The 12,903-nt window shown below is 35.7% G+C and carries 15 protein-coding genes; 12 read left to right on the top strand and 3 right to left on the bottom strand.

Annotated elements, in window-relative coordinates; translation table 11 throughout:
• Positions 1–11: 11 nt before the first annotated feature.
• The 7 genes from nrdF to ACSYSF_RS05845 all read left to right on the top strand — a co-directional run bounded on the left by nrdF (position 12) and on the right by ACSYSF_RS05845 (position 5,652).
• A complete protein-coding gene (gene nrdF, locus ACSYSF_RS05875) occupies positions 12–968 on the top strand; it encodes a class 1b ribonucleoside-diphosphate reductase subunit beta (RefSeq protein WP_489867056.1) in 957 nt (318 codons plus the stop codon).
• 314 nt (positions 969–1,282) lie between these two features.
• Positions 1,283–2,269: a tryptophan ABC transporter substrate-binding protein gene (gene trpX, locus ACSYSF_RS05870; protein WP_489867055.1), complete on the top strand. Its 987-nt coding sequence runs from the start codon at positions 1,283–1,285 to the stop codon at positions 2,267–2,269.
• Between the two features lie 7 nt (positions 2,270–2,276).
• Positions 2,277–3,164 (top strand): ABC transporter permease, encoded by an 888-nt coding sequence (locus ACSYSF_RS05865; protein WP_489867054.1) that lies wholly within the window; start codon positions 2,277–2,279, stop codon positions 3,162–3,164.
• 6 nt (positions 3,165–3,170) lie between these two features.
• Complete coding sequence (locus tag ACSYSF_RS05860) at positions 3,171–3,941, top strand: ABC transporter ATP-binding protein (RefSeq protein WP_489867053.1); 771 nt, start codon at positions 3,171–3,173, stop codon at positions 3,939–3,941.
• 14 nt (positions 3,942–3,955) lie between these two features.
• A complete protein-coding gene (locus ACSYSF_RS05855) occupies positions 3,956–4,345 on the top strand; it encodes a fluoride efflux transporter FluC (protein ID WP_489867052.1) in 390 nt (129 codons plus the stop codon).
• Positions 4,333–4,701: a fluoride efflux transporter FluC gene (locus ACSYSF_RS05850; protein WP_489867051.1), complete on the top strand. Its 369-nt coding sequence runs from the start codon at positions 4,333–4,335 to the stop codon at positions 4,699–4,701. Before ACSYSF_RS05855 ends, ACSYSF_RS05850 begins: the two co-directional genes overlap by 13 nt.
• A gap of 117 nt (positions 4,702–4,818) precedes the next feature.
• Positions 4,819–5,652: a hypothetical protein gene (locus tag ACSYSF_RS05845; RefSeq protein WP_489867050.1), complete on the top strand. Its 834-nt coding sequence runs from the start codon at positions 4,819–4,821 to the stop codon at positions 5,650–5,652.
• A gap of 260 nt (positions 5,653–5,912) precedes the next feature.
• Here the strand turns inward: ACSYSF_RS05845 and ACSYSF_RS05840 are convergent, their stop codons facing one another.
• A complete protein-coding gene (locus ACSYSF_RS05840; protein WP_489867049.1) occupies positions 5,913–6,257 on the bottom strand; it encodes a VOC family protein in 345 nt (114 codons plus the stop codon).
• Positions 6,258–6,370: 113 nt separating this feature from the next.
• Here ACSYSF_RS05840 and ACSYSF_RS05835 point away from each other — a divergent pair, with 113 nt between their 5' ends.
• The 3 genes from ACSYSF_RS05835 to mreC all read left to right on the top strand — a co-directional run bounded on the left by ACSYSF_RS05835 (position 6,371) and on the right by mreC (position 8,874).
• Positions 6,371–6,805, top strand: coding sequence for a JAB domain-containing protein (locus ACSYSF_RS05835; protein WP_489867048.1), 435 nt, complete (start codon positions 6,371–6,373; stop codon positions 6,803–6,805).
• 91 nt (positions 6,806–6,896) lie between these two features.
• Positions 6,897–7,901: a rod shape-determining protein gene (locus ACSYSF_RS05830; RefSeq protein WP_489867047.1), complete on the top strand. Its 1,005-nt coding sequence runs from the start codon at positions 6,897–6,899 to the stop codon at positions 7,899–7,901.
• Positions 7,902–8,028: 127 nt separating this feature from the next.
• Positions 8,029–8,874, top strand: coding sequence for a rod shape-determining protein MreC (gene mreC, locus ACSYSF_RS05825; RefSeq protein ID WP_489867046.1), 846 nt, complete (start codon positions 8,029–8,031; stop codon positions 8,872–8,874).
• A gap of 129 nt (positions 8,875–9,003) precedes the next feature.
• Here the strand turns inward: mreC and ACSYSF_RS05820 are convergent, their stop codons facing one another.
• Positions 9,004–10,344, bottom strand: coding sequence for an ISL3 family transposase (locus ACSYSF_RS05820; RefSeq protein ID WP_489867045.1), 1,341 nt, complete (start codon positions 10,342–10,344; stop codon positions 9,004–9,006).
• Positions 10,345–10,540: 196 nt separating this feature from the next.
• Positions 10,541–11,167: a carbonic anhydrase gene (locus ACSYSF_RS05815; RefSeq protein WP_489867044.1), complete on the bottom strand. Its 627-nt coding sequence runs from the start codon at positions 11,165–11,167 to the stop codon at positions 10,541–10,543.
• A 148-nt stretch (positions 11,168–11,315) separates the two neighbouring features.
• Here ACSYSF_RS05815 and mreD point away from each other — a divergent pair, with 148 nt between their 5' ends.
• Together mreD and ACSYSF_RS05805 are read left to right on the top strand one after the other, a co-directional pair.
• The gene (gene mreD / locus ACSYSF_RS05810) at positions 11,316–11,936 is read left to right on the top strand and encodes a rod shape-determining protein MreD (RefSeq protein ID WP_489867043.1); all 621 of its coding nucleotides are present in this window, start codon (positions 11,316–11,318) and stop codon (positions 11,934–11,936) included.
• Between the two features lie 321 nt (positions 11,937–12,257).
• Positions 12,258–12,902, top strand: a complete 645-nt coding sequence (locus tag ACSYSF_RS05805; RefSeq protein ID WP_489867042.1) for an amino acid ABC transporter permease — start codon at positions 12,258–12,260, stop codon at positions 12,900–12,902.
• Position 12,903 lies beyond the last annotated feature (1 nt).

The following is a 12,903-nucleotide window of genomic DNA, read 5'->3' as shown; positions in this document are numbered from 1 at the left end:
AGGGTAAATAAATGACAGAATCATACGAAGCTATTAATTGGAATGAAATTGAAGATAATATTGATAAAGCCACTTGGGAAAAATTAACTGAACAGTTTTGGCTTGATACACGTATTCCATTATCAAACGATTTAGATGACTGGCGTAAAATGAGCGAAGAAGAACATTATCTAGTCGGTCATGTTTTTGGTGGTCTAACTTTGTTGGATACATTGCAGTCACAAGATGGTATGGAATCATTGAAAAAGGCAGCTCGGACGCAACATGAAACTGCAGTATTGAATAATATTGAATTCATGGAATCAGTGCACGCAAAATCTTACTCTTCAATTTTTGAAACATTGCATACGCCAGCTGAAATTGCAGAGATTTTTGATTGGACAAATTCTAATGAGTTTTTGCAATATAAAGCAAATAAAATTAATGAGGTCTATCAAGAAGGAACACCTTTGCAACGAAAGGTTGCTTCTGTTTTGTTAGAAACGTTCTTGTTCTATTCTGGTTTTTATACACCACTTTGGTATTTGGGACACAATAAAATGAATAACGTTGCAGAAATTATCAAATTAATTTTGCGTGATGAATCGGTGCATGGCACATATATTGGTTATAAGTTCCAACTTGGTTTTAATGAACTAGATGAAGCAGAACAAAATGAATTAAAAATGTGGTTGTACGACTTATTGATGGATTTGTACAGCAACGAAGAGAAATATACGAAATTACTGTATGATGATATTGGCTGGACTGACTCAGTATTAACTTTCTTGCGTTATAACGCAAATAAAGCTTTGATGAATTTGGGTCAGGATCCATTGTTCCCTGATGGGGCAGAAGATGTAAATCCAATAGTTATGAATGGTATTTCAACAACAACATCAAATCATGATTTCTTCTCACAAGTCGGTAATGGTTACCGTTTGGGTCAAGTTGAAGCGATGTCAGATGATGATTATAATATTGATTAGGGCATATTGCATTAGTAAAAATAAAGTGCTATCATTATGAAAATGATATACAAGGTGGTAATTAGTTATGAGTAAGTTTACTTTACAATTTAATGGTTGGTGGCGCAGATAACGCGTACGGACTATGGTAATCATAGGTTCAGTACGTGGGTTCCTTAGGGAGCAGATGTATTGAGTCTGTGCTAACTAATTTCCGAAATGATGGAAAGAGTTGTGCGGCTTAACGTGCAGTTCTTTTCATGGTGAAACACGAGAAGATACTGTGGTGTCTGCTCGTGTTTTTTTGTGTAGCAAATAGTCATGAGGATAGATAAATGAATAAAAAAATATTGGGCACAATTAGTGTATTAACTATTTTTACAATTTTTGCAGGCGTATATGATTCAGTTCAAACTAGTCAGCATAAGGCAACACCAAAGGTTGCTATTTTACAGTATATGAAGCATCCTGCATTGGATGACATTAATAAGGGCATCTATAAAGGGTTAGCTGAAGAAGGTTATCACAAAGGTAAAAATATTAAAATTTTGTATGAAAATGCGCAGGGTGATCAGTCTAACTTAAAGACGATGGCTTCAAAATTTGAAAATACCAACGCTGATGTTTCAGTTGGAATTGCTACACCTGCAGCTGTTGCATTGGCTAATACGATTACTGATAATTCAGTTGTCTTTGCTGCCTCGACAACACCAATTCAGTCAAAATTGGTAAAAAGCTATCAGCATCCTGGTGGTAATGTGACAGGTGTTTCTGATCAGGCGCCATTGCAAGCGCAATTAAAGATGATGAAAACGTTCGTGCCGAATTTAAAAAATTTGGGAGTTATTTATACATCTTCTGATGATTCTGCTTCAATTCAAGCTAAACAAATGATCGATTTAGCCAAACAGGACGGTATGACAGTTAAGCCATACACAATTTCTTCATCTAATGATTTGAATCAAACATCTAAGCAAATGGTTGCGAATAACCAAGTGGATGCCGTTTTTGTGCCAACTGATAATACAATTGCTGGTGCGATGCCAACATTAATTGACAGTACCAACGCAGCTAAGGTACCAGTCTTCCCAACAGTTGATACGATGGTAAAAGATGGTGGTTTAGCAGCTGAATCGATTAATCAAAAGAAATTAGGGATTAAGACAGGTAAGCAAGTTGCTCAAATTTTGAAGGGAAAAGATCCAAAAGACGTACCAGTTGGATTTATAAAGAAAGGTGATTTGATTATTAATCGCGCACAGTTGGAGAAGTTAGGGTTGCAGTTACCTAAAGAATATGAACATGCAAAGTTTGTAAAGTGAGGACATTATGGGAATTTTAATATCAGCCATTGGTCAAGGCTTAATTTGGGCGACATTGGGGTTTGGATTATACTTAACATTTCGAATCTTGGATGTTGCTGATATGACTGTTGAAGGTACTTTTCCATTAGGAGCTGCTACAGCTGTAACACTAATTTCTAATGGTGTGTCACCGATAATTGCTACGCTAATTGCCACATTAGCAGGAAGTTTAGCCGGATTAGTTACTGGTTTGTTATATACTAAAGGAAAGATTCCAATTCTATTAGCCGGTATTTTAACAATGACGGCTGCTTATTCAGTGAATTTGCGAATTATGGGACAAGCTAATCGTTCATTATTAGGTAAAACCAATTTATTTACATATGATTTCTTAAAAGGATTACCACAGAACTTTCCGGTAATTGTGGTTGGTGTTGTCATTATTGTTCTAATCACTATTTGTTTATCACAATTTTTAAAAACAGAATTAGGGCAAGCATTTATTGTAACTGGTGATAATCCAAATATGGCACGCTCGCTTGGAATCAATACCGATAATATGACGATTTTAGGACTAATGGTATCAAATGGGTTAATTGGTCTTGGTGGTGCTTTGGTTGCTCAGAATAATGGTTTCGCTGATGTTAACATGGGGGTTGGAACGATTGTTGTTGCCTTGGCATCGATTATTATTGGTGAGGTTAGTTTTACGGATAGCTTAACATTGCCTGAACGTTTGATTACAATTATTATTGGCTCAATTATGTATCGATTTGTCTTAGTAATTGTGCTTTATGTCGGTTTCAATGCTGATGATTTGAAATTAGTTAGTGCTATTATTCTTGGCTTAGCATTGATGTTACCTGGCTTACGATCAAAATTACGGTTAAATACGTTTTTAAAGCGGGGATGATAAAAGATGACAGAAACAAAATTACAATTAGACCATGCGACCGTGGTCGTTAATCAAGGTCAACCAGGCGAAAAAACAATTTTAGATGATGTATCTTTAACGTTATTAGCGGAAGACTTTGTGACTGTATTGGGTTCTAACGGAGCTGGTAAGTCAACGTTATTTAATGTTATAGCTGGTTCACTAAAGTTAACGAGTGGTCATATATATTTAGGTGGTCAAGATGTTACTAATCTTAGTGAAGCGCAACGCACACATTTCTTGGCGCGTGTTTTCCAAGATCCTAAATTAGGCACAGCACCAAGAATGACAGTGCTAGAAAATATGCTCTTAGCTGAACGTCGTGGGTTACCACGTCGTCTAAAGAATCGTGGGTTAACTGAGGCTAAGAAAGCTGAATATGCGAAAGTAACGGCAACCATGGGCAATGGCTTATCAGATCGTCTCGATATGGCGGCTGGTGATCTTTCTGGTGGTCAACGACAAGCACTATCGTTTTTAATGGCTACACAATTACGACCAGAAGTGCTGCTACTTGATGAGCATACGGCGGCTTTGGATCCTAAAACTAGTGCGCAATTAATGCAAGTAACTGATAAACGCATTTATGAGGAAAAATTGACAGCATTAATGATTACGCATCACTTAGAAGATGCCTTAGAATATGGTAATCGCTTAATTATCATGTCAGAGGGTAAAATTTCATTAGATGTGAGTGGCAGTGAAAAGGAGAATTTAACAGTAACGGACTTATTAAATTACTTTAATCGTTATTGATAAGGGATAGTAACATGACTAAAAAGAATATTTTATTTGAAATATTAGCAGTTGCTGCTGGTGGTTTTATTGGTGGTATTTTACGAGCTAGTATGATGTTAATTTTTCATAGTAATGACTTTCCTTGGCAAACAGTTATTGTCAATCTAAGTGGGACTTTTATTTCAGCGTTATTGGTTGTTTTGTTTAGTAATATGATTAAATTAAAGCAAGTAACATCAGATTTTATTATGGTTGGTATTTTGGGCGCGTATACAACTTACTCAACCGCGCTAGTAGATATGATTAACTTATCAGTATTTAGTGCACTAGGCTATCTAATTTTAAATGTAGCCGGTGGCGTTTTGATGGTATTTTTGAGTCGATATATAGGAAATAAAGTGGTGGCAACATGGCAGAAATAATTTTAACGGGTATTGGCGCAGCTATTGGTTCATTGATGCGCTATGGTTTATTGTCAGTTGCTACAAAGTGGTTTAGTAATTTTTCTGAATTAATGGTACTAACCATTAACTTATTAGCCGCCTTTTTTATGGGGATGACTGTATCAATCCTGATGCCAGATTGGTTGCATACCTTTTTAGCGCCAGGAATTTTGGGTGGCTTTTCAACTTTTTCAGCTCCCATTGTTGATATTGCTAATGCGATCGAACATCATGAAAGTCAACAACCATTGTTTATTATTAAGACATTAATGACCTTTGTTGGTGGTTTATTTATATTATGGTTCGGTATTAGTGTTGGGAATTGGCTGGGTTAGTCGGTAACTATACCAATCACATCTTTTAAACGAATCTTTGTTGAATGGATATCGCGCAAATGGTAAACTCAATAGTATAGGTTGTAAGAGATATTGAGGGAATGTGGGGATAGTCATATGAGTTTAATTGATCGTGAACGAATTAATGCTATTCGTCAGGCTAATGACATTCCAGTTCGTGAGTTGGCTAACATTGGTATTAGTCGTAATCGATATTATCGTTATTTAAATGATGAAAATGATTTACCTGCGGAAGGATTTATTTCATTAATGAGTCATTTACTATTAACTGGAACTGAAGTTAATACAGAACTAGTCAATAGCTTTGATACGGTTGAAGGCTTAATTATTGCTTTACAGGAAGCTGATAAAAAGCACGATGTAGATGGTATTAAGGATATTAGTCGGCGTGGCTATCATTTGTTCCGTAATACAATGGCCCGTGGTTATTTACGGGTAGCAAGTTTAGCTGATGTATTGCATGCTAGAATAATTCCTAATGAGCATTCACAAATTGCTAAAAAAATATTAATTGATTCCTTTGAAGCCGTTACAATTTGGCGAGAAATGGATGTTGCTTTGTTAGCACCAGTCATTACTGATTTACCAGTGCGACAAGCGGCTGATTATTTAGCATTGATTTGGGCAAAGAAATGGCCACATCATACTATGGAATTACTAAATATGATGACATCGCAATTTTTGGTAATGCTTTTGAATGAATCTGAGTTACAGCAAGAAATCTTTGATGAGGTAGCTGCGTGGATGATTGAACAACCACGTAATGCAATGAGTTTTTCATGGTGGGCCAATTTATTAACACAATTGGTTAATAAACAATGGGCAGCTGTTGAGGAAACTTTGAACATCGCTAATCAATTACAAATGCAGAACATGTATGAAATTGGCTATTCATTGTCTAAGGCTTGGCAAAAGAAGTTAAGAGATTAAGTGTGAAAAATAGCTTCAGAATTGGAAGCAGCTGTTAATAGCATATAAATTAAAATAAGACTGGGACGTCGTAAACATCCCAGTCTTATTTATTTAGCTAATTCAAATCAGCTTTTGTTACACTATCTTAAACGTGCGCCAAAAGCCTAAATCCTCAATGTAACGCAATTTACTCTACTCTTGTCCTTCGCTTTGCTACGGTCAAAAATAGTGCAAATCACGTTACATACCGGATTCAAATCAGCTTTTGTTACACTATCTTATTTATTCGCAATCACTTCAATATGGTTACCATCAATATCATCGATGTGGAAAATAATGTGACGGCCATCTTCACTTTCTGTAGCTGGCTTTGCTTGCTTTACTTCATAGTTAATAAAGTGGTTAATAACCGTGTCTTTGTGGTCACGTACGACTACTCGGACTGTAATGGGATCAGCATCGGGATCTTCAGTGAAAACAATTGATTGTTGGTTAAAGTATAAATGACGTGATTCGTTGATACCGAATTCTGTTGGTAAATCAAAAACTTCACGGTAAAAACGAACGGTATTGGGAACGTTATTTGCTGGAATTTGTAGGGGACTAAATTTTCTAACTCGCATGTAGTACATACCTCATCTTTATAAAATTATTCAACTATATATTATACGCTAACAAATAAAACTGTGATGAATAAAAATTTGGTTGTGTGCGTCTTTATTAATGGAGGCGAGTTATGACAATTAAAATTACTTCAGTACGGCAATTAGGCGATTTATTGGTGACACGCTATGCACAATCACCACAAGAAGGTTGTTGGGTTATTGCAATGACCACGCAGATGACTATAATTAATATTTATCAGGTTGCATTGGGAACTTTAGATAGTGTTAATATCCATCCCCGCGATGTATTTCGACATTTAGTTGCTTGTAATGCTTATGGATTTATTTTATGTCATAATCATCCTAGTGGTAATCTAAATGCTTCGGCCGCTGATCAAAGCGTGATGCATCAGATGGCTATCTGTGGGCAATTAATGCAATTTCATTTTTTAGATTTTATGGTGATTTCACCACAAGGTTATCGCAGTTATCGTAGTAAAAATTTATTGCCAAAAGTTCAGCTAGAAACACTGATTGATTTATGGACTAAGGTCAACAACATGTGATAAACTTAATAAGAAATTGCATGGTACTTTGTTAAAAAGTACATGAATAGAATTGAATTATCAAAATAAATAAAGAAAAGGGAAAAGTGCTGTGTTTTCATTTGGAACTCGAAATGTTGGAATAGACTTAGGAACAGCTAATACACTAGTCTATATTGAAGGTAAAGGAATTGTACTACGCGAACCTTCAGTTGTTGCACGTAATACAAAGACAAATGAGGTTGTTGCGGTAGGAACAGCTGCTAAAGAAATGCTTGGTCGAACACCTGGTTCAATTACGGCGATTCGTCCAATGCGTGATGGTGTTATTGCCGATTATGAAACAACCGTTGCCATGCTTAAGTACTACTTAGGTAAGGCATTGGGTACACGTGGTGCTAAGCCATATGTAACTATTGGTGTGCCATCAGGTGTTACGGCTGTTGAACGCCGTGCCGTTATTGATGCTGCCCGAGTAGCTGGTGCACGTGACGCTTATGTGATTGAAGAACCATTTGCGGCAGCTGTTGGTGCTGGTTTGCCAGTAATGGAGCCAACTGGATCAATGGTTGTTGATTTGGGTGGTGGTACAACTGATGTTGCCACTATTTCTTTGGGTGGTATTGTCTCATCACGTTCAATTCGAATGGCTGGTGACAAATTAGATGAAGCTATCATGACCTATGTACGTCAAAAGTACTCTGTTTTGATTGGTGAGCAAACTGCTGAACGTCTTAAGATGGCGGTTGGTTCAGCTGATCAAGAAGCTGCTGAAGATATGGAAAGTGCCAGTGCACGTGGTCGTGATTTAGTGACTGGATTACCTAAGACGATTGAAGTAAAGGCAAGTGATGTTGCAGATGCAATCAAAGATGTGATTGCTGAAGTGATTGTGGCTATTAAAGAAACGTTAGAAGAAACTTCACCTGAAATTGCTGCAGATGTGATTGATCGTGGGATTGTGTTGACTGGTGGTGGTGCGCAATTGGCTCATTTGGATGAGGTAATTGCTGAAGCAACTAAGGTGCCAGTATTTGTTGCACCTGAACCACTTGATGCAGTTGTTATTGGAACTGGTGAAGCGCTAAAGTCTATTGATGTTTTAAAGAATAATTAGGCTAAAAGTTATAATATAGTATAACTACCCGGGTATTTCAGGGTAGTTTATTATTATATGTTAGAATTAGATTGTAGTAGAAATTACTATTTATCATGCAGTGAGAGAAACGAAGGGCAAGTTTAAGATGAAAAATATCTTTACATCACGCCGTTTAGTGATTGGTGTCGTTGTTGTCATTTTAACAATTGGGGTCATTACATTAGGTGCTAAGGCCCACAATTCGCAAGAAGAACCATCTTTAGTAACCCGAATTGTATCGGATGTGACAGGTTGGACTTCAAATGTGGTAAATGCACCGCTAAAGGTAATTCACGGTGGCTATGATTCTATCGAAAAATTGGGTAATACGTATGAAGAAAATGAGCGTTTAACTAAAAAAGTAGATGATTTAGCACAGACGAAAGTTCAATCACAAGTGTTACAACAAGAAAATCGAGCTTTGAAAGATCAATTAAAGATTGATAATACATTGACTGATTATAAAGTCGTTAACGCAACGGTTACATCACGTTCACCTAGTAGTTGGCAAAGTCAGCTTATTTTGGACAAGGGAACTAATGCTGGTTTAAAAAAAGGTTTGTCAGTTATGGGTTCTGGTGGCTTAATTGGTCGAATTACGGAAGTAAATACAACCAATGCTAAAGTTGAACTACTATCAGATAATAATCAAACGGCGGATCGTTTTGCCATTCGTGTTCAAAATAGTGCCAATGAAACAGTTGATGGTATTATTACCAATTTTAATCAGGCAGATAATTTAATTGTCATGGGACAAATTACGTCAGATGTAAAAGTTAAAAAGGGTGACTTAGTTACCACAAGCGGTCTTGGTGGTGTTACACCATCAGGTCTATACGTTGGTAAAGTTGAACGAGTAGGAAGCGACAATTATGGATTATCAAAGAAAATCTATATTAAGCCTGCTACTGACTTTAATAATATTCCAGTAGTGAGTGTTGCAATTCCTTAAACTAAATGGTGTGAATTTGGCCTTACTGTTAATGAAATACCCCATAATCGTGGCTCAATTGCAAATAGCGTGAAAATCATGAAATTGTCTAATTGAGTTTGTGAAATTGGCTCGTAAATTTGATGTTAACTACATCGGATTTATGGGCCTTTTGCTTATTAATAAGCAATTAAAAGTATTTTGTAATGCATGGTGATTAAATAGTTCAAAGCGAATTCTTAAAGCGTAAGCTTTAAAACTATGAAAGCCATAAGATGTACGATTAATTTGCTTAATACGACGATTGATGCCTTCCATACGACCATTTGAGTAGTTGTTTAGGAAGGCATTTTTAATGCCTTTTAAATTCTTTTTGTAACTACTAATAACTGAATCCATTGCGGAATGGTTAAATTGATAGTTTTCTAAAATTGTTTGAAAGTCTTCAAAGGCACGATGACGTTGGGAATTTAAAACAGCTTGATAGACTTCATAAGTCTGTTTGAAGTTGGGAGAAATATCAAATACTAATCGTAATGCATCTTGTGGGTACATAAATTCGTTAATACCTCTAAACCAGCGTGCCTGTTGGAAGTTTAAACGATTTTCATCTGTAATAAAGAAACGCCAGTTTGCTTTGAGCAGTTTATAGATACGACTTTTATGGTTATCTAAACTACGTTGTAAATTAATACGTGTACTTTGAACAGCTTTTAAAGCCAGTTGAATAATGTGAAAACGATCAATAATCAATTGAGCATTGGGAAACATTGTCCGTAAAGGTGTTTGATAGTTTGCATTCATGTCGGTGATAACAAATTGAACATTCTCTCGATTAGCTAGGGCGTAATTGGAAAGGTTCTTTTTAATTTTAGGACCAGTTCGTTTGGAAAATAGTTCAATTAAATCACTGGTCTGGCCATCAATCATTTCAAAACTAAATTGGTTTTTAGCGTAACGAATTTCATCAACACAAATGACACTAGGCAAAGCACGCTCGTAGTTAGTTTGATAGGCTTCAGCAGCATTATTCATTAAGCGATTAATTTTACTAGTAGATAAATGTAAGATGTGTGCAATTTCCTTTTCAGAAATATCACGTTTAGCCAAATCGATAATTTGATAAAGTAATGGACGTGTAATCTTAGAACGTGGCATAAAATCACATGATTGAGCGATTAAACTTTTAAGGCAATTACGACATTGATAACGCTGTTTTTTAACGGATAGTACTTGTTCAAAACCATTAGCTGTGGGTAATTGATAATCGGCTGTATCTTTACCATTTAAATAAACGTTATCTAACAAGGGACAACCACAGCTAGGGCAACGTTCAGGCAGTGTATTTAAACTTGCACGATAGCGCAATACTAAGTGATGATCATGTCCTTTAGGAACCACCTCATTAAAAGTACCGTCATTAGAAATTAAAAAATTGATATTTTTATCTGTCAAACCAACTGAATTTAAGATAGAATCATTTATAGACATCGATAAATACCTCGTTTCTTATTGTGTGGACAACTATATTTTACGCCGGTATTTTTATTGGTGTCTTTTTAATTGTGAAAAAGAGCAAAATAAAAGCGTGAAATTTTTACTTTCACGCTAAAAAGTATAGAGCCATAATCGTTAGATATTTAGGTCTAGCGATTATGGGGTATTTAAGTATTATGCGTTGTACTTGTTAGTTTGATGAAATAATTGTACGACCATTTAAATCTTGTAAATCTCGATTATTGTGATCATAGAATGATTTCAAATTATCAATTTGTTCTGCTGATAAGGTGACTGGTTGCTTTAGCACATACCATTCAACATTTTCTGTTAATGGTGGTGTTGTTAGTGACCCAATATAATGGTAATACGCTTTGTCAGCAGGCATAATATCATCAACTGGAATTTCAAAAGTTGTTGATTGGTTCATATGATTTAAGACAGCATCATATGTTTGACTAGCGGCACCAATTTTTACAAGGGTTGCAACAACTGCTAGGCGACCATCGCTAGCTTCATGGACAAAATGAATTTCGGCATCATACGATTGATCATTAACAGTATGCTCGCTAGGAGTGTGAATATGGAATTGCTTTAAAGTAAATGGTCGATTACCAATGTTAGCCTTTCCTGATAAGCCAACTTCAATTCCAGCACCTGTGTCACGGACATAAGATGCGTCATGTTCATAATTAAATGACAATGTCGTATCAAAATCAATGTCAATGGCGTTATCATCTGTTAGGGCAATTGGTGATTGTTTATCACCCGAAATGCGTGTCCATTTATCTTGGTTTGAATAGTCTAGTTTTTCCATTTATATTCTCCTTATAAACCATATTATATTCAGTTTATCAGTCTTAAAAAAATATGGTAGGGATTTTTTGTAAATTAGTTGACTAGTACGTTGAAAAAAAGCTACTATTATGTAGTTACCAATTATGTAACATTAACGGAGAATAAATATGCTTAAATATATTAATACAACTTTTGTTCATTTTATTTTAGTGCTAATTGCTGTGATGTTAGATGGTGGCATATCATTATATTTGGCACCAATTTTATTTAAACAGCCAATGGCAGCAACCCCAATGTTAACTTTAATTGTCATTATGATGCCAGTTATGACTGGTCATGCTAAGCAAATTAAGACACACTGGCTTTATTTTATAGCTTTTTTTGCTGGCTTAATCATTGATATTTTTTATACTGGCATTATCGGGCCAACAACAATCGGTTTCTTACTAATTTTGAAATTAGCTGAATTTATTCAGAGTTTCTTAGATTTTAGTTGGCTTTCATCTTTAGCAGTTTGGTTCGTTTCAACGACCGTTTACATGGTTTATGATTACGCAGCATTTGGAATTATTAATTTAGTTAACTTGAGCATTCCTAATTTTATTATATTCCGTTTGTTCCCAACAATTATTGTTAACTTGATGTTGTTGATTGTGGTATATGAGTTTATCATGTATTTGTATAATGCAACTAAGAAGCCAGATATTTCTTCATATGACGTTGCGCCAAAGGATTTGAACGGTCGAATCATTTTAGATTCACGTACGCAAAGAAATATGAAAAGATAAGATTGACTTATCGGTTGTTTTAAATTATATTATTGTAAACAGTAATTATAAAAATTTGATTGGAAGAGTAGTTTAGTTATTTTGCTAAGAGAGTTACGCTAAAGCTGGGAAGTAACGAAGATGCTAAATGAACCACACCCAAGATTATTGGAGCTTAATCGTTCCCGTGTCATGACGTTATCCATGTATCCCTGTATATGTACAGGGGTCAGAGTACTAATTAGTAATAATTAGTTAAACTGAGGTGGAACCACGATTATTCGTCCTCAAGCAATTTCTTGTAAATTGCTTGAGGGCTTTTTTATTTTAAGGAGACGACGTATGGACTATATGATGCAAATTTTGCCAAGCTTATTAAGCGGATTAAAAACTACGATTGGCGTTTTCGCGTTAACCTTGATTGGATCACTACCATTGGGCATGTTAGTTTCACTGGCATTACGTTCAGATATTTATTTACTAAAGTGGGTTATGAATACGTACGTATGGGTCATGCGTGGAACCCCATTATTGCTGCAAATTGTGTTTGTTTATTATGGCTTAAGCCTTGCTAATATTATGACTTTACCTCGCTTTGAAGCAGCTGTTATTACATTTATTCTTAATTATGCAGCCTATTTCGCTGAAATTTTTCGTGGTGGTATTCAAAGTATTCCTGATGGACAATATGATGGTGCCAAAGTGTTAGGATTAAGCAAAATTCAAACGATGTGGAAAATTATCTTACCACAAGTTACTAAAATCGTGATGCCATCAGTTGGAAATGAAGTTGTTAATTTAGTAAAGGACTCATCATTGGTTTACGTCATTGGTTTGGGTGATCTAATGCGTGCCGGTAACATTGCAGCATCACGTGATGTAACCCTAGTACCATATCTATTAGTCGGCGTTATTTACTTGTTCCTAATTGCTTTGGCAACATTAATTCAACGTCATGTCGAGAAAAAGATGAACTTTTATCGTTAAG

The organism is Weissella sp. ESL1139 (genome assembly GCF_058506735.1).
The sequence above is the reverse complement of the archived record's forward strand: the minus strand, read 5'-3'. Positions and strand labels throughout refer to the sequence as shown.